Consider the following 17,794-nt stretch of genomic DNA (forward strand, 5'->3'; position numbering starts at 1 on the left):
GTGAGGTTAATATCGAGAACGGCGGAAACGGTCTGTCGGGCTTCCTCGACGCGCTGAACATCACCGACGCGGCAGGCGGAGCGCAGATGGATATCGACGGGCATCTCGTGCTGGTCGAGGGCGTCGCAGCGGCGGACCTGACGGTGGATGACTTTATCTTTGTCTAGAATAGACCGAAGGGTCCTCACCATTTTCCCTTAACTCTTCCTAAAAGCCGCAGGGCGGACACAATTCGTTAAGCCCGGTGCAGGCTCTGACAGCCAAGCTCTTTTTCGCGTGGGGACGCGGGAAAAGGGTGAGATCACGATGCCGGTCAGACTGGAGCATGTGGGCACGACATATGTAGAGAATTTTGAATTCGCCCTGACATCGGTGGCCGTGACCACGCGTCCTGACGGTGGATTTGTGGTGGTCGATCATGCCGCCGGAATGAGCCGGACCGTCGGTGCGGCTGCACAAGGGCCCGTTCTGCATGAACCACGGTGGCATGAGGTCACCCCAAGGATCGCGGTCGATGTCACGAGCATGCCGGGTTCTCTGCCAGAGGCTTTGGTTCAGGATCTCTTTGGTAGTTGGGACGCAGGTCTGCGTAGTGGCACCCTGGCGTTTCTGGGGCCGGGTGCTAATCAGGCACAGGCCGCGAGCCTGCTTGCCGCGCAGTTGGATGGGCAGGAGTATCTGTTTGCTGCGGCAAGCAACGGGCGGGGTGTGTCTGCTTTTGTGCTTGGTCCGGACGGCCGGGTACAAACCGCGCGGTCGCAGGACGACAGTTCCGGGATTTACTTGCAAAACGTGTCCGATCTCGCGCTTTTGGAGATGCCCGACGCGGTCTATCTTGTCGCGCTTTCGGCCAGTGAGCAGGGATTGACACTGTTGCGCGTCACCGCGTCGGATGGGCTGACGCCGGTCACGAGCCTCGGGCGCGAGGACAGCCTGCCAGTGCAGACGATGACGGCGGTTGTTCCTGTTGAGGTTGCTGGACGGCAGTTCCTGATCGTGGCGGCGGCAGACAGTTCCAGCCTGACGGTCTTGCGCGTCTCGGCGGACGGGGGGCTGTCGGTCGCCGATCATGTCGTTGACACACTTGAGACTCGGTTCCATGGCATTGCGCAGCTTGAGCTTGTCACGCATGACGGTCACGCTTTCGTACTCGCCGCCGGGCAGGATGCCGGACTAAGCCTCTTTCGGCTGAGTGCAGAGGGCAGGCTGGTGCATCTCGATACACTGGCTGACGGTCTTGATTTCGCGCTTGATGGCGTGTCGGGGCTGGCTGCGCAAGTCCGCGACGATGGACTCGACATTCTTGTGACCGCCGCTGGCGAGGGAGGACTGAGCCTCCTGCGTGCAGAGCTAGGGCCGACGGGCATCGTACAGCGGAGCAATGCTGACAGGGTTGAGGGGAGCGCAGACAATGACATGTTGTCGCTTGCCACGGTGTCTGGCGCTCTTGCCGGGCTTTCTGGCGACGATATTCTGAGCGACGGGGCCGGTGCCGACACGTTGGAGGGCGGCGCGGGGGCGGATCTTTTCGTCCTTAACGCCGATGGACGTCGCGATGTCATCCTCGATTTTACCCTGGACGAGGATCTTCTCGACCTTTCCCTTTGGCCGTTTCTGCGCAACCTTGGTCAGATCGGGTTTTCGCCAACGAGCCGGGGGGCTGTCTTGCGGTTCGGGGCAGAGGAGCTTGAACTGCGCAGCGCTGACGCAGTGGCGTTCGAGGCAGAGGACCTGGATGCTATGGTGGCCCCCTTGCTGGGACATTTCGACGTCAGGTTGGGTCCGCTTCGGGTCGCGCCGCCCGCGCCACCGCCAGTGATCTTGCTCCCTCCGCCCGCGCCACCAGACCTGTCAGAGCCACTGCCGCCACCGGAGCCGGTCGGGCAGCTTCTGGTTGGCGGAGACGGTGCCGACCTGCTTGAGGGCGGCGCGGTGGATGACGTGCTGGCTGGCCGGGGTGGTGATGACACGCTGCGCGGGGCCGAAGGTAACGACATGCTTGCCGGTGCTGCCGGGGATGATCTGCTCGATGGCGGCGGCGGAAACGACAACATGGGCGGGGGGCCGGGCAACGATACGATGCGCGGTCAGGACGGCAATGACACGCTCGGCGGCGGTCTGGATGACGATATCCTGCTGGGCGGTGGCGGTCACGACGTCATGAGCGGCGGGCCGGGGCGGGATCTGGTCGAGGGCGGTCTGGGCGACGATACGCTCGCAGGCAGTTTCGATCTCGATACGGTGCGCGGAGGGGCGGGAGACGACTCTCTGGGCGGCGGGCCAGGCAGCGATGAACTTGATGGTGAGGCGGGTGATGACCGGATCGGCGGCGGCGAGGGCAACGATACTGTGCATGGCGGCCCCGGGGCGGATTTTCTCGCCGGCGGCGGGCGCCATGATCTGATTGATGGCGGGCCGGGCGCGGACACGATCAACGGCGGCAACGGGAATGACACCATGACCGGCGGCGTTGGCGACGATCTCTTTGTCTTCAACAAGTTCAATGGAGGTGAGATGGATCGTATCAATGACTTTGAGCTTGGCTCTGACAGGGTCCGCCTGACCGGTGTCGAGGGGCAGGGCCTGCAGGAGCGGTTCGAGTCATTGGACATTTTCGGGACCAGTGAGGGTGCAGCCCTGCGCCATGCCGGTCATGAGGTTCTGTTGGTGGATATCGAGGCAGATCGCCTTACGCTGGACGACTTCATTTTTTTGTGAGTTGTGTCAGACCCGACGTCACCTGCGAGAAAAATCGGGCAAGCCCGGTTTTGCCCCGCTGGTCGCTCGGGTTGAGCGGATAGCCCAGGACCTTGAAGTCGACCGCGTAGAGGGCGTGAATTCTCTTGAGAGTTAACGGCGCAATGAAATTTTCATAGCCGAACTCCAGCCTGCCGACGTCTTTCGCGGGAACCTGACCCAGATAACCGATAACAGGTGTTTCGGTCAGGTCCGTCCGGTTCATGGCACGAGAGTCGAACCGCATGCCGATATCCTTGGCGAGCGCGGCCATTTCAGCATCGAGGCGTTCGACATGGACGACGACGTCATACTGAAGCTCCAGGTTCGCATGAAACGGCGGTACCTGCGTTTCCCAGTGACCATTCACCGGGTGTCTAGGGCCAGGCCGCGCGGCATGCAGCGCCGCCACGGTGTCGAGGAATTGCTCAAATGACATGCTGTTCTCGTCAGCCGGTGCACCGGTGCGCCGACAGTACAGATCGTGGAGGTCCTGTGCGAAGGGTTCGAGATCGGTGCGCGCCAGCAATCTCTTGCCGCGATAGACGCAGAACTTGTTGAAATATGCGCTGATGATCCGGTTGACCGGATGTCGTGCAAGTATGACCGAGCGATAGCCACGGTTGTGGATTGCGGAGATACAGTGCGGATAAGGTTGGCTGTGCGTGTGAAAATACCGTTTGTTGGTCGGCCGCTCTGGCATGTTGTCGGCCAGAAAATTGAACAATGTGGTGCAGGCCGCTTTTTGCGACCAGAAAAAGACAGTCTCGCTGTCATCGTCAATAAATCCGCGCCAGCCCAAGTTGCGGTCCTGCGTCAGTTTTCCAATTCAACCGATGGCTTAACGGTCCTGCGGAGGCTTGGCAATGTGATGCATTACGCTTGTCTTGCCTTAGGGTGGCCTTTACGGTGCGCGCAAATTGACTTGGGTAGCCTGTACAAATGCAAAAGCGCCTTTTCCTGCACATAGGCATGCCAAAGTGCGCAACGACAACTCTTCAGGCCTATCTTGCAGACCATGTGGCAGAGCTTGCCCAACGCGGTGTGCATTACGACTTTGAAGGCCATGTCAGTGCGCGCGGAAACGCCACGTCATTGGCCAATGCCATCTTGCAGCGTGATGGTGGGCATGTGCAATCGCTACTCGATCTGTTCTTGAGACGCGATGCCGACATTATACTCAGTTCCGAGGATTTGTTCGGGGTCGCGCGCGGCGATACGATGCGCAGCGTCGCGGATCGCATGCGACAAGCCGGGTTCGACATTACGGTAATCTGCTATTTTCGTCGTCAGGACATCTGGATCGAGTCGGACTACAAACAGCATGTCAAAAGCCAGATCGACTGGCGCAAGGGTATCGGTGCGCTGATTGAGCATCGCATGGAAAAAGAAGTCCTCAACTATAACTGGACGCTGGCCAATTGGGCCAAGGCCGTGGGCCGCGAAAATATCGTGGCGATCCCGCTACGGCCGGGACAGGCGCCTGATTACCCGGTTCGCAGCTTTCTTGATTTGGTCGGTTGTTCCGATTTTTTGTCAGAGGGTACCGTGGCGCCTATGCCTCAAAATGTGAGCCCTCCGACCGGGCTGATCGAACCCGCGCGATTTTTGAAGAAGGCGATGCTGGATCGTGGCATGTCGCCAGTATTTGTGAAACGGCAAGTGGCGCAATTTTTCGAGCAGGTGCCGAAGATCATGGACATCCCTCCGCGGCGCTTTTTGATGCCAATTGCCAAGCGGAGAAAGCTGTTGCAGCGTTTCGAGAACGTCAATGCCGCGTTTGAGAAAAACTTTTTCGACGGCAAAGAGGCGTTTGACAAGGTGTTGCAAAAGGACCCGGCCAGTGAAAGCCCCTTAGGTGCCGAAGCCGCGGAAATTCTGGCTGCGTACCATCTGGAGTTTCAGCCCGGGCTGCGGCTCCGTGCCGGTATCCGTCGCCGCGTGTCCGGCCTCTGGCACGCAACGCGGGCGCTGTCTAGAAGTTAACGATATCGCGATGATAGCGGCGCAGGAGAAGCAGACCGGCGGCCAAGGTCACCGCAGCGATCGAGAAAACGAAGACGTAAGACACGTAATCGGCATCGTAGGTGGCATAAATGCCCTGCCGCACTGATCCGATGGGATGCACAAGCGGGTTCCACCACATCCAGTCCCGATAGGGCAATGGCACGGTGTCAAACAGGAAAATCACCCCTGAAACGATGAAGAGGGGGCGATTGAGAATCGCCCACGCGCGTTCCCAGACGGGAAAGACCGACAGCAGGAAACAGTTGAGCGTACCCACGCCCGCGCCGAGGGAGAATGCCATCAGATATCCCATCGCGATGCTCTGCATGTCGATGATCACATTGATGTCATACATGGTCAGGATCAGCGGGAAAAGCAGGGCTGCGATCATGATCTGCGTGAGCATGTTCAAAATCAGGCGCGCGATGAGCGCATCCAGATAGGTTACGCCCGGATAAAAAAGCAGTTGTTTGGAAAAGCGGAGCGCAACCGAAATCTTGCTGCTGACATCCATGTAAGCCATGAATGGAAGGACACCAGTTGCAAAGAACAAAGGGTAACTGGTGCCAAGGCTCGGGGTCCGAAAGGCAAGGCTGAAAATGAAGGTCAGCAGCAGGATGCCGGCCACTGGTTCGAGGATCGCCCAAAGATACCCCAGAGCTGAACGCCCGTAGGTCGCGGACATCTCGCGCAGCATCAGGGCGACGACGGTCTGAATCATGCCGGTTCGGTGCTGTGGCTGTGCCGGAGGGAAGCTTATATTTGTCATCTTGATGGATGGTGTATCACCCTGTCTTTTGATAGAAAATGCCTAACCGGGATCCTTGATCCGACACCAGTCATTCGCGAGCTCAGATTTGAACGAAGTCACATCCCCGCCCGACAAGAAAACCGAGGGCCCTGACAAGTCGGACGAGGGCGGTGCGCGTACAAATACCAAGGCGGCCCAGGCAAAGACGCCGCCGCCATCACCCAATCCAAATTCAGAGCCGCGCCCTCCGGTGCAGCGCGCGCGCATGCGCTTGCGGCATGTCATTATCGCGCTGAGCTTTGTCCTGTGGGTCATCGTCCCGCTCGCCATTGCGAGCGTTTATCTTTACCAGGTCGCCCGCGATCAATATGCAAGCCACGTTGGTTTTTCTGTGCGCACCGAGGAAGTCGGCTCTGCCGTTGAGTTGCTTGGCGGGATAACCGAATTGTCAGGATCAAGCTCCTCCGACACCGATATCCTGTATGAATTCATTCAGAGTCAGCAGATGGTCCGCTCGGTGAACGAGCAACTGGACATGCAGGCGATTTATCGTCGCCCCGATGACCCGGTCTTTACGCTTGGCGAGGATGCGCGCGTTGAGGCGCTCGCGAAATATTGGCAGCGAATGGTCAAGATCTTTTATGATCGGGGCAGCGGCCTGATCGAATTGCGGGTCCTGGCCTTCAGGCCCGAGGATGCGCGCAGCATCGCCGAGGTGATTTTCACCGAGAGCAGCGAGATGATTAACGAACTCTCGGCCATCGCTCGTGCGGATGCGACCCGCTATGCCGAGGAAGAGTTGGCACGCGCGGAAGATCGGTTGAAGGCGGCCAACACCTCGCTGACAGCTTTTCGCAACCGGACCCAGATCGTGGACCCGCAGGCCGATATCCAAGGGCAGATGGGCCTCTTGAACTCGCTCAATGCGCAAATGGCAGAAGCGCAGATCGAGCGGGAACTGTTGCTCGACAACACCAATGACAGCGACCCGCGTGTTGCCCAGGCCAATCGCAAAATGGCTGCGATCCAGAAACTTATCGATGAAGAGCGTGCGAGCTTTGGCGGTCAGGGCGGCCTGTCCGGTGTGACCCAGTATTCCGATATTCTCGAAGAGTATCAGGCGTTGGAGCTTGAGCGCCAATTCGCGGAGAAGAGCTATCTTTCAGCTCTTGCGGCGCGCGATGCAGCCGTGGCCAAAGCACAGCAACAGTCTCGGTACCTGGCTACGCATATCGCCCCGACGCTCGCTGAAACGCCGGAATATCCCCGCCGCCTGATGCTGTTGGGTATCATGGCGGGGTTCCTGTTCGTGTCGTGGTCGATCCTGGTAATGGTATATTATTCCCTACGTGACAGACGCTGAACGGTGAAGGCGCATGATCGAGCTTCGCAACCTGTGCAAGACCTTCGTTCTCAACGGGAGCCGCAAGGTCGTGGCGGATCAGATAAATACCGTTTTCCCGGACAAGACGGCGGTTGCTATCCTCGGCCGTAACGGCGCGGGCAAGTCGAGCCTTCTCAAGATGATTGCCGGGTCCATGGACCCGGACAGCGGAGAGGTTGTCAGCACCGGCACGATTTCATGGCCAGTCGGTTTTGCCGGCAGCTTTCACCCTGAAATGACCGGGCTTCAGAATGTCCGTTTTATCGCGCGCGTCTACGGGGTCGATAGCAAGGAACTGGCGGAGTTCGTCCGTGATTTCGCCGAGGTCGGGCCGCATTTCAATCTTCCAGTGCGGACCTATTCCTCGGGCATGAAATCACGTTTGGCGTTCGGGGTATCCATGGGCATTCACTTCGATACCTATCTTGTGGATGAGGTGACAGCCGTCGGCGACGCCGCCTTTCGCGAAAAATCGGATGCGCTCTTTGCAGAGCGGGTCAAACACAGCGCGGCGATCATGGTGACACACGGCTTGGGGCAAGTGCGCAAGCTATGCCATCACGCCGCAGTCCTGGAAGCGGGGCATCTACATTATTATACCGATATTGAACGCGCCATCGCCCATCATCAATCGATCATGCGGGTCGAAAAGCAAAAGACAGCCTGATGACTAACTTGGACCGGCCAATAGCGGCCGGGTCTGAGTCGCGTCTCAGGTGGACTGTTCCGCGCTGATATCGCTACATTGCCGAACGAGCGGGTGCCTGTTGTCAAACCAAAAATGGGTCATCAAGGCGTCATTATGGGGTTTGAACTGCGCTTCGAGCCACTCGATACGCTCCGCGCTGCGGCCGCTATCGGCGTCTTGTGTGTGGTGAAATGCCTCGCGAAACATCGCGCGTATGTCTGCCTCTGACCGGCTTGGATCACGCATCGCAGCGGCGAGATTGTCACAGTCCTGCATACGTAGGGACGGATTGGTGTGCTGTAGCGGCACTTGCCAATCTAGCCCGTCGGGATAGCCGAGGAGAGGGCTGAGCGTCAGGCGGATATTATGGTGATTGTCAAGAATGAACGGCCGCTCGGGAAACAGCTTGTTCCAGTTGCGCAGATAGGTGGCGGGGCTCATGGTGCTGATACGGCGCTTTGCAAAAGTCGTGAAATCCCGCCCGCCATAGGGGCTGCGCTCGGCGAGGAACTTTTCAAAGAATTGCTTCATGAATTGAGAATAATCACCGAACACGAAATCGCTGAAAGGGCGCAGGAAAGCCAGCAGTTGAACTTCGATGCCATGATCTTTTGCAAGGCCCGCAAGAGCGCGTCCGCGCTTTGGCAGGGAATAGAGGTCCTCGTGACTAAGGACGACTGTGTGTATCCCGTCCGCGAACATGGCCTCAACCGCCTCGGGCGTGATGTCGGCCAGGTCTGCGGCATTGCCGGGATGCCCACCCGCCGGTGCCGGGTATCGAATACCCTGCTCGAGCAGCGTGGATGAATTCTGTAACATCACACGCTGCATGTAGGTCGAGCCGCATTTGGGCGAACCGATATGCAGGATTAGTCTTGGCACCATTGCTACGATGCTTGCCTGACTGGCAGGCGGCCTGCAAGCTGTTTGGCCAATTTGTCGATCATCGTCTCGGGATGGATGCCCAACGCCTGCAGATCGATGTCGCGGTCTGCGTCCGGCACCGGACCGGCGTGCCATGCTTTGCTCAACGCGTCTGCCAAAGCGGGGGCTGTGGCGGGCGTCGACAGGATGGCCGGGCTCAGACGGCTCAGATCCTTGGGCCCCAGATTGTTGGTCACGACCCTGACACCCGCCGCGGCCATCTCGATCGGAGGGTGGCTGGGGTGAGGAGAGTACATCAGCGACAGGCCCAGATCGACGCTGCCCAGATAGTCCGGGTAATCTTCCCATGCCAGCTTGCCCTTGCTCTTGAGCGAGAGTTGACCGGGTAGCGACACATCGCCGTGCTGTTGGCCGATGGACACGAGCTCGATATCCTGAGGACCGAGACCTTCGTTTGTCACGAACCGCGCAAGCGCCTCGATGGCCGTGGCATACATGTTGCGGGGTACGTCCGGCCGCCCGTACAGGGCGAGGCGCCGTCGTCCGTCTTGCGGGGCCGCGCGCGTGACGCGGCTGTAACGCGAAATGTCAATCGACGGATGAAACGCGAGCGAGTCCGGTTTGGCGAAATCGAACCCAAGGTTGGCAAACCAGTCGCGAAGGAGCGTGGTGTTGAAGATCGGCTCGAAATCGAAGTCATAGCTGGCCATCGCATCGGCGAATTCCGGGCCCCAGGGATAGAAGTGGGGCTCGAAATCCTGAATGAGATAAAGAAACCTTTTGTGCGGCATGCCGTGGCGCCGCAGGATTCTTTCTGCGACATGTGCGCTCCACCATGCAGTGGCCATGAACATGTCTGCGTTGTTCAATTTCAAGGTCTTGCTCTGAACGCCGCAATGCAGGCTGACATTCCTGGCCACGATGTTGATATCCCATCGTCCGGCCAGACGGCCGAGCACAAAGCTCCGGGAGGCACCGGGCGACGCCAGCGGCAGGTCGGTGCAGATAAAGCGAATCTTGTGCCCGCGAGCAGCCAGCCCGAGACCGATATCGAGTGCCGTTGCAATCCCGGCGAAAATCTCTGTCGGGTTCAGGGTCGGAACGAGAATATTCAGCGCCGCGTGGTCCGCAGAAAAAGAGGGGGTCCAACGCGGTTCCTTGCGCAGGTCCACGATGCTCTGGTGGGGAACGGCGGGCGCGTTGGTCTTGGGTAAAGAGGCGGGCGCCTGTGGCAACATCCCCGGAGATAACGAATAAAGCCGCGTGTCGAACCCGTCGATCGCATTATTCAGACCAGGGCCAAGAGCTTCGCGCAGACACCAGATCGTACGCCCGGCGCTGACGGTGGCAAAACCGGCGGCAATCCGGGCAAGGTCGGTATGGCGTTGCAAGCCCAATTTGACGGCATCCCACAGATGCGCCCCGGCACCACGGGTGCGCTTGAGGAATGGGCGTAACGGTGCGACCTGCGCGTCTCCATGCCCTATCCGCCCATCAGCCGTCGCGTCGACGAGCCGGTTATAGGCAGACTGTGCGAGGTATCGGGCCAGTCCGTAGGCGGTCGCCTCATTGCGCAGCCAGATCGCATCCGGGCGTTTGAGCCGTATGCGCCATCCCCGCCTGCGATCCACCGCGCCAATCGCGTTGGTGCCATGTTGCCGATAGTCGACCAGAGGCTCTTCGATCAGATGGACGCCGCCTGTCGCGGCAGCGAGGAGGCCCAGCCAAAGGTCATGATAGAAATGCACGCCGCTTTGCGCCGGGAACGGCAGGGCCAGCCTCAGCAATCGTGGCCGCATCAAGGTGGTCATTCCGGTAATGTTGTTTCGATAAAGCAGGCCACGCAGCCCCGGTTTGCGCATGCGCCGTTCATACGTGAACATTGAGGGTTGCAAAATTGTATGACCATCGGTGTCAACAAGCCGCGCATCGCTGTGGACCAGGTCGGCACCGGTTTTCAAAAGTGCGGCGACGCCTTTCTCCAACCGGTCAGGTCGCCAGATGTCATCCTGATCGCTGAGTGCGATCAGGGCCGCGTCGTCCGACAGTCCTCGCGCGGTGATGAGGCGCAAGGCCTCTGTCATACCCGCCTCAAAGGCCCGCACCGAGTCGAGCGCGAAATCACTAGGCAAGATCGTGCAGGGCAGGTCCGCCGCCGCGGCCAACTCCGTAACCAAAGCATCCGAGGAGGTGTCGGCAATAACCGCGATCAGATGGCGGGGTTCATGCGTCTGCCCCGCCAACGAGCGAATCTGCGCCGAGAGAAAGGCAGGCTCGGGCCGGAAAACCGCCATGACGATGAAAATGCAAGGAGACATCAGATCCTGAAATACAGACGATTTACTGCCAATTAGCCGACCGGTGTCGGCTTTGCAAGATCGAGGCCCCGGTATGCGGTCAAGCTGGACCGGAGTGCTTTGATCAGCGGATTAAAAGGTTTAGACAAATCAGGCGGCCTTGAGGTAGCTCCAGCATTCGGCCAGAGCGTAGAGATCGTAAGTTTCGCCGTTTGCGTCGAACATGTCGCTAAAGATACGCGCACCGATCCCGCGCACGTGAGCTCTTTTTCATTGAGTTGATCTTGGCATTTGGCGGATTTTGTCTAGGCTGGCGGTTAAATACAAGCGCGAGGTGTGGATGCATTTGGGAATTATTGGCTACGGCAACATCGCGGAGAGCCTTACAAAACTCCTTGAATCCCAGCCAGTCGAGAAGATAACGGTTCTGGTCCGTACAACCGCACTGGAGAGAGCTCGCACCAAACTTCAGTCCTCTAAAGCAGCCAACACCATTGAGGTTACAACGGACCTTGCTGACGTCCTATCAGCAAAGCCGGATCTCGTGATCGAATGCGCAGGGCATAGCGCTGTGGAGGACCTGGGCCCAAGAATCCTCGGTTCGGGCATCACTCTACTGCTTGTATCAATCGGCGCACTCGCCACTTATGAGGTTATGGCAAAGCTCCGACAGGCTGCGGACGACGGGGATGCCACGTTGGTGCTTCCCGCCGGGGCAATTGGTGGCATTGATCTACTGGCTGCCCTCGCGCCTATGGGGGATCTCAAGGTTTGCTATCGCGGCACAAAACCTCCAGCCGCATGGAAGGGAACACCGGCAAGCGACCTTCTTGACCTGAATACGCTGAGCGGCCCCAATGTCTTCTTCTCAGGCACGGCACGGCAGGCAGCTCGCGAGTATCCGAAAAATGCGAACGTCGCGGCGACGCTGGCACTAGCAGGGGCGGGCTTCGACGAGACCGCAGTTGACTTGGTGGCTGACCCTGCGGCTACTGGCAACCAGCATGCCTACGAGGTGATTTCTCCCGTCTGCCGATACTCGATCGAAATCGAGAACACTGCCTCAGGAGCAAACTCGAAAACCTCTGTCACCACGATCTACAGCGTTTTGAGAGAAATAAATCGCTTCCGAAACCCTGTGGTCATATGATCCGGAACAGGTTTGTTTCCATTGAATTGCCCCTAGATTTGTAGACGTCTTGCTTTGTAATTTTGGAAGCAACGAGGACGAGATGTCCGCTAACGGATTCACATACGAATTCAAGCGGGACGCGGTCGCTCAGGTGGTTGACCGGTGCGCGAGGTTGCCGAGCGGGACATCTTAAGCTCTTCCGGGCCGCAGCCCGCCTGTGCGCGGCAGAAACAGCCTGCGCCAACAGGGCAGGCAGCAGCAAGGTTCCAACTGGATGAAAGTTCAGTGGCAGGTTAGCAGGTCATTTCGAAAATGCCGTTTTGACTGTGCGCATGGGCGCGGTCATTCGCCATGAGGTGCTGTTTAGCAATTCCTCATTCTGAAATTCTAAAACTTCAATCTTCTCAAGCGCTTCGTTCAGCGCCGTTTCAAGCTGCGCGGCCCGTTCTGACTCGGTTTTCCTTTTATCTTGAGCGGTTTCTACGTCAAGGCGCGTATTCTCCAGCATACGGGTCAAAGCTGCCGTTTCTTCGAACCTGGTCGCCTTTTCAATATCTAGTGCCCGCTGTGTTACCTTGATCTCCGATTCAAGCTGCGTCGCACGCTCCGATGCTGACTTCCAACTGTTCTGAGCGTTGGCCAATTCAGATTGTGCGGCCCCTACTTCCTGTTCATAGGCCTTGAGCTCGGCTTGCGTGGCTTCAAGTGCGTGTTCGGCATTCTCTGCGCGCGCGACCGCTTCGAGCGTTGCAGCTTGTGCGGCTGTCAGGTCATGGTCATGGGTCCTGAGCTCGGCTTGCGTGGCTTCAAGCGCACGCTCTGTGGCGACCAAAGACTTTTCAAGCCGCGCTTTCTCTTCTGAAACAGTGGTGAGTTTCGTCTGCACATCAAAAACCAGACTTTGACTCTCTGACACCTTGCGGCTCCGCTGCTCATAGGCATCGCTCAGATCTGCAAGTTCTTGTTTTGTGCTTTTCAGCTTCTCTTGTACTTCGGCAAGTGCTTTTGTGGATGACGCGATTTTCGACTTTAACGTGCGAGTTTCCTCAATCGCAGCCAAACTTTGGCCAAGCCGTCGAAAAACAAGCTGAATATCCCGAGGAACCTCACCGTTCTCGCGCGCTTTCATAAGGCTCTTAAGACGGCTTGGCTGCTCTTCTCCAATAGGAAAAACAGTGAGTCCCGCACCTTCGCGAAACTCCAGTCTCTCAAGTCGTCCCAGTTGCTTTGCCAGCGTGACTCCATGGTCTGAATCTCGCCGGAGTGCGTTGGTGCCATGGATAATCATGATTGCATTGCTTTGTAACAATCTGATCAGGTCCTCAACATGTGGGTAGTCATTTTCCGCCAATGCATCGAGGTCGATAAAAAGAAGGTCGAGGCTATTTTCAATTATGGTTTCAATCGCTTCAGTCGTTCCGAGGCAAGTTCTGATATCAGAAATGTCTTCATAGAATTGTTCTGCGTGCTCGCTCAGGACGGAAGGGGGCTGCACCCGCGCTGCGCCGCTATCGCGGTCTATCCAAAATCCAAAGCCAGAACAGCACCCTTGCGTGTTGAGCTTGTCAATCGCCTGACAGAACAGAAAATGCGCGAAACCGTCACCAACCCCTAGCACCCCAACATGTTTTATACGCGCATCGGCAGCCAGCCAAAGCAACATTGGCGCATGAAGTTGGACCGGCGAGTTCACACGAAAACGCGGGCGCCAGAACAATGGTTTTATTGTTGCCGGTGCGAAGAACTCGTGTGTCGTTGTGGCGACCATGGTTTCCGAGGATTGGTTGCTCAGGTTCATTCTCCGTGGTCCTTACTCATCTTTAGACGTTGCTCTATCGCCTCTGCCGCGTGCATTTCATAGAATGGCTTCTTTGTCGAATAAGTCGCCTGCGCAAGGGCATTGTTGATCCGGCTTAGAGCGTCCCGGCCCAAAAGCCCCGGCGCGACATCGAAGACAGCCATGCGACCAGTTGTTTCGCGTGGCCTGACCCAGTCTTCGACCACATGATACGGTCGGCGCTCGGTGTAGTCATCAAAGAGCACTGTGACTGGCTGGGTGATGCGCGTCATTACCGTCATCATACAGGCGGCGCGAAAGCGCCCGTCAATCAATACCACATCTGGATGACGAAAGAACGGCTCATCCCAGATGGAAAGCGGATACTTATGGAATTGGGCCCAATGTGTATTATCCAAAGGCCGACCCCAGGTGCCAGTGGGGCCGATATCTGCATGATACACGGTTGCGGGTGATGGCATATTCTGAGCGTCGATGTGACTTTGAAGCCGTATCGCCCAGAGCCAGTCAGACTCGACACTGAATATCAGCTTGCCGGGCATCTCGGATGCCAGCACGGTCGAACCGCCCGAGCCATATTCCAAAATTACCTGCGCTGCCTTGTAGGCTGAAGTCAGGTACGCCGCCTCATCCTCGGGAAAAGAGAGTTCAGGCCGAGGGACGCGGGATGTGTCACATGCATTCACGCTCTTTGGGCTCCCGTAGACAGAGTACTTGATTTTAACTTATTTGAGTGCCTCCTCGAGTCTTTCTTCATCACATATGAGATCCAAGTCGTCATCCTTGTTCGAAGTATATCCAACACGGAACTCATCGGCGAGCGGACCGGAGAAGAAATGCGTCATGACGTAGTCGACGCCGAATTGATTGACCGTCCGCTGATCAGGATTAAAGAACATTCCACCCGAGGGATGTGATGAAATGATCTCATAGGATGGGAAGTAGGTGACATCGTCGAAATCGTCAGCCATTTCCCCGGCCACACCACGGAGCACGGATTTTGAGTAGACCGCAGCGGAAAGGACGTGATTGTCGGTGGCTGTGGCGGTCAGTGGCACGGGCGAGACGGTCAGCAGGGTTCGCGCCCCGGAATTGACGGCCCTGAGCCGCTCGCGCACGCCCTTCATATCAGCCAGGATCTCGGCATGGCGCAGGTTGTGAAACCGATATTTCTTGGGGTCATGGCTGCCTGCGACCGTGCCGGGGGCCATGGGGAACATGGTGCCATCCTCTAAGTTTTCCCAGCCCTCGGTCAGCCCGAGGGTAAAGACGAACAGATCGAGCGTCTCGAACATCTTGCGCACCTTGGCAAGATGCCGCTCGCGCAGAGCAAGAACGCTTTCGGCGCTGTCCTGCCCCACCGGGTCGACGCTGGGGCGCAACGCGTCAAAGAAGCGGCCCTGTTTTTCCCAGACCCGCTCTGCTGGGGTGCGTTCACCGAATGCCTCGTCGAAGAGCTGGATGAGTTGGCGCGTGGTGTAGATGTTGCCATAGCGGCAAGAAAAGACACCAAAGCCCCAGCGGCGCGCGTCGGCCTCAGACTCGAAAAGCGGAGGCGCAGGTTCCATATCCATGAAATTTGCGCCACGCCGGGCCAGGTTGTTGCCAATATGCTGTGCGAAACAACTTCCAGCGGTTGCGACTTTGTGCTCTTTCTTCAACGTGAGCGGCTGCCAAAGGTCTTCGAGGTCGGCATAGTGGCGCTCTGCAACCGCAGGCCTCCAGAAGGCTTTTTGGGGTTGGAGTTTGTAGGGGTTCATGATTTTCGATCCTTTGACAGCATATGGCTCTTCAAGACAGTCGCCAGTTCGATGTCAGTTTTCCCCCAAAGCTTACTCGATGCCTCCGTTTTAGGTGGCGCGTCTGCAGATCGTACTCCAGCCAAGAGCGAATGCGTCCTTATCAGTTCTTCCGAGCCTATCGCCGAACATACAATGGCGGAGCGTATCCATGGAGCATATGCCTCAAAAGAGGGACTGTGCCCGAATTTGCCAAAAAAACCCACATTGAGTATGATTCGCATGTCTTTCTTGTACGGCACCGCAGAAAAAAAAGGGACCATGTGGTTCTTAATGTGAAAGGAGTCTGTGGATGACTGAACGTAAACGACGAAGTTTGGAACTTGATCTGCATATAATTGCCTGACATCACCCGTTACGCACTGGAGCAATTCATTCGCCTCGGCGGTTTCAGACCAGCAACTTGAGCGATAATTCTCTACATGACGAGGGTAGTAATCGGTTATTTTTGTTTGAGGGTTGCCAACAATGGCAACACTATCTGGATGATGCCAACTGTAGTAAAGTGCGGCAAATCCCCCTCCTGATGTGCCAAAATAAATGGTTCTTTCGATATTAAGTGCGACGCAAATAGCATCAAATAGCTCCCTAAGAATTTTCTGCGAGGGGAAGCCGTCGTGGCCTGCATACCAAGACATGCTAAAGTTGCTTCCGGTCAGCATCGTTGGATCCGAAACCGCAAGCTGATGGGTGACGCTATCTAACTCAGGTATGAAAGGAACGAACGCGGGAACTTCACGCGACACGCGATCAATAGCGCCATGAAACAGGATTAGCAACGTTTTGCAGCCAGAGGGACCGGACTTGAATCTTACAGGAATTTCATGGTCCATGTTCCGAAAGCGGAACTCCACCGTATCACTGGCTAGCAAATTCTTGACTTGTTTCTCGAATGTCATGGGCCCTCCTCAAAAGCTTTCTCCAAGTTCATTGCTCAGGTTGGCCATCTGATTTTGCCAAGACACTACCATCTCGTCCGCCGCTTTGTATCGCCGGTCTTTTTGCGGGAAATCCAGGTAAGCATTCTGCGGCGTCATCTTGTCTTGGTGCCAAGCTGCCCAACTATCGCGATAGTCACCACGAATCGGGGAAACGCCTCTGACCTTGTCGACGCCGTGCTCGGGATGGTTGGTAAGACTGGTTTCAAGGTCGAGGCAGATCATTGATATTTGCGGCAGAGTGACAAATGCATCGCCCAAAAGGAGCTCGGCGCGCGCAATCATTTCGCTGTCGCCGCCAAACCGTACTGAGTCCCAGAAACCGAGCTTCTCGACTAGAAAGCTGCGTTCAAACATGCAAGAAATGGACGCTTTGCGTGCAACGCCATCCAACGAGAATGCGGTGACCTTTCCGATATGCCCAAAGAACCCATTAGGCTGCATTCGAACCATATACGTTAGGCTCGCCGCGCATTGCCTTTCACGCATTTCGGCCACTTGGTTTTCTAGCCTCTGCGGATGCGCCCAATCATCCGCATCATGCCCGGTGATAAAGTCGCCCTTTGAGTGTTTGAGAGCGATATTCTTGGAGACATAAGGACCAACATTCTTCTTGTTTCGGAGAATTTTGACCCGCTCGTCACTCTCACTAAGCTTCTGAAGAATGTCCCATGTACCATCGGTACTGGCATCGTCGACGATGATCAGTTCGATGCAACTCCACGATTGCGCAAGAATTGACTTAGCGGCGTGTTGAACTGTCTCTTCGGCATTCCAAGCTGGCATTAACACACTGATGAGTGGCCCATCCTGCCCTGCGGGGTAAGACTCTGCAAATAGGCGAGACAAGAATGAGGTATCTCCAACCTTAAGTGATACCGGTGAAAGCCCGAAGTTCGCCAGATAGGTGTTTATGTGAGATAGCCAGAGGTCTCGACGTTCGTTTTCGATTGCCAAGTTGGCGCGCAGTATTTCTGTAGTATACCGCAACTCTGCGGGCAGAAACTTTTCGGCAAACTCTGCGGCCTTTTGCGCGCCATGCCGCTTTGCCAAGTTGAAAGAGGCCCAGAGTACGTAATGATAGTCAGGTGTAGGCTGCCCGTTGGGTCCTTTGCGGTTCATATGATGTAGCAAGGGATGCAAATTGTTTCTTGTCACACCAGGATGCGTGTCAATGTAAAAACCCGTAGAGAAATGAGGCCCCGGGTCACGGCGCATTGCGGCCCCGTATTTCAGATAATGCTCTGCCGGATCCATTCCCATCATTCCGACGTCCGGGTAGGTTTTCAGGTACCAGTCTGCATCGAAATAGCCCGACTTGCGGATTTTCTCGGCGTCATTTTTAAAGGTGTCTGAAATGCTCATGCTCCGATCTCCCA

At 56.8% G+C, this 17,794-nt stretch carries 14 protein-coding genes; 5 read left to right on the plus strand and 9 right to left on the minus strand.

Translation table 11 applies throughout. From position 1 onward, the window contains the following. Positions 1 to 306: 306 nt before the first annotated feature. A complete protein-coding gene (locus tag Q0X85_RS13610) occupies positions 307 to 2,718 on the plus strand; it encodes a calcium-binding protein (RefSeq protein WP_297772732.1) in 2,412 nt (803 codons plus the stop codon). Here Q0X85_RS13610 and Q0X85_RS13615 read toward each other — a convergent pair. Further along, positions 2,705 to 3,538 carry a sulfotransferase family 2 domain-containing protein gene (locus Q0X85_RS13615; RefSeq protein ID WP_297772734.1) on the minus strand — a complete coding sequence of 278 codons (834 nt, stop codon included), beginning with the start codon at positions 3,536 to 3,538 and terminating at the stop codon, positions 2,705 to 2,707. The two genes, Q0X85_RS13610 and Q0X85_RS13615, sit on opposite strands and share 14 nt — an antisense overlap. Positions 3,539 to 3,678: 140 nt before the next feature. On the opposite strand from Q0X85_RS13615, the gene Q0X85_RS13620 reads away from it, so the two are divergent. Next, on the plus strand, positions 3,679 to 4,722 hold the full coding sequence (locus Q0X85_RS13620) for a hypothetical protein (protein WP_297772736.1): 1,044 nt from the start codon (positions 3,679 to 3,681) through the stop codon (positions 4,720 to 4,722). Here the strand turns inward: Q0X85_RS13620 and Q0X85_RS13625 are convergent. Next, positions 4,712 to 5,512: an ABC transporter permease gene (locus tag Q0X85_RS13625; protein ID WP_297772737.1), complete on the minus strand. Its 801-nt coding sequence runs from the start codon at positions 5,510 to 5,512 to the stop codon at positions 4,712 to 4,714. The two genes, Q0X85_RS13620 and Q0X85_RS13625, sit on opposite strands and share 11 nt — an antisense overlap. 88 nt (positions 5,513 to 5,600) lie before the next feature. On the opposite strand from Q0X85_RS13625, the gene Q0X85_RS13630 reads away from it, so the two are divergent. Beyond that, positions 5,601 to 6,857 (plus strand): sugar transporter, encoded by a 1,257-nt coding sequence (locus Q0X85_RS13630; protein WP_297772739.1) that lies wholly within the window; start codon positions 5,601 to 5,603, stop codon positions 6,855 to 6,857. A 13-nt stretch (positions 6,858 to 6,870) separates the two neighbouring features. Continuing rightward, entirely contained in the window at positions 6,871 to 7,545 is a 675-nt protein-coding gene (locus Q0X85_RS13635) for an ABC transporter ATP-binding protein (RefSeq protein WP_297772740.1), read from the plus strand. A 45-nt stretch (positions 7,546 to 7,590) separates the two neighbouring features. Here Q0X85_RS13635 and Q0X85_RS13640 read toward each other — a convergent pair whose 3' ends face one another. Beyond that, positions 7,591 to 8,451 (minus strand): hypothetical protein, encoded by an 861-nt coding sequence (locus tag Q0X85_RS13640; RefSeq protein ID WP_297772742.1) that lies wholly within the window; start codon positions 8,449 to 8,451, stop codon positions 7,591 to 7,593. A gap of 2 nt (positions 8,452 to 8,453) precedes the next feature. After that, a complete protein-coding gene (locus Q0X85_RS13645) occupies positions 8,454 to 10,769 on the minus strand; it encodes a glycosyltransferase (RefSeq protein ID WP_297772744.1) in 2,316 nt (771 codons plus the stop codon). 280 nt (positions 10,770 to 11,049) lie between these two features. Here Q0X85_RS13645 and Q0X85_RS13650 point away from each other — a divergent pair, with 280 nt between their 5' ends. Beyond that, entirely contained in the window at positions 11,050 to 11,898 is an 849-nt protein-coding gene (locus Q0X85_RS13650) for an aspartate dehydrogenase (protein WP_297772746.1), read from the plus strand. 283 nt (positions 11,899 to 12,181) lie between these two features. Here the strand turns inward: Q0X85_RS13650 and Q0X85_RS13655 are convergent, their stop codons facing one another. From Q0X85_RS13655 to Q0X85_RS13675, 5 genes are read right to left on the minus strand one after another with little or no spacing between them, the layout of a single operon-like run. Continuing rightward, complete coding sequence (locus Q0X85_RS13655; RefSeq protein WP_297772748.1) at positions 12,182 to 13,678, minus strand: hypothetical protein; 1,497 nt, start codon at positions 13,676 to 13,678, stop codon at positions 12,182 to 12,184. Further along, on the minus strand, positions 13,675 to 14,364 hold the full coding sequence (locus tag Q0X85_RS13660) for a hypothetical protein (RefSeq protein WP_297772749.1): 690 nt from the start codon (positions 14,362 to 14,364) through the stop codon (positions 13,675 to 13,677). Before Q0X85_RS13660 ends, Q0X85_RS13655 begins: the two co-directional genes overlap by 4 nt. A gap of 39 nt (positions 14,365 to 14,403) precedes the next feature. Then, positions 14,404 to 15,438 carry a GSCFA domain-containing protein gene (locus tag Q0X85_RS13665; RefSeq protein WP_297772752.1) on the minus strand — a complete coding sequence of 345 codons (1,035 nt, stop codon included), beginning with the start codon at positions 15,436 to 15,438 and terminating at the stop codon, positions 14,404 to 14,406. Beyond that, on the minus strand, positions 15,435 to 16,376 hold the full coding sequence (locus Q0X85_RS13670; RefSeq protein WP_297772754.1) for an alpha/beta hydrolase: 942 nt from the start codon (positions 16,374 to 16,376) through the stop codon (positions 15,435 to 15,437). The genes Q0X85_RS13665 and Q0X85_RS13670 overlap by 4 nt, the downstream gene beginning before the upstream one ends. A gap of 9 nt (positions 16,377 to 16,385) precedes the next feature. Next, positions 16,386 to 17,780, minus strand: a complete 1,395-nt coding sequence (locus tag Q0X85_RS13675) for a glycosyltransferase family 2 protein (RefSeq protein WP_297772757.1) — start codon at positions 17,778 to 17,780, stop codon at positions 16,386 to 16,388. Positions 17,781 to 17,794: the final 14 nt, after the last annotated feature.

Origin of the sequence: uncultured Roseovarius sp., from assembly GCF_947259555.1 — a bacterium.
Classification (GTDB): domain Bacteria; phylum Pseudomonadota; class Alphaproteobacteria; order Rhodobacterales; family Rhodobacteraceae; genus Roseovarius.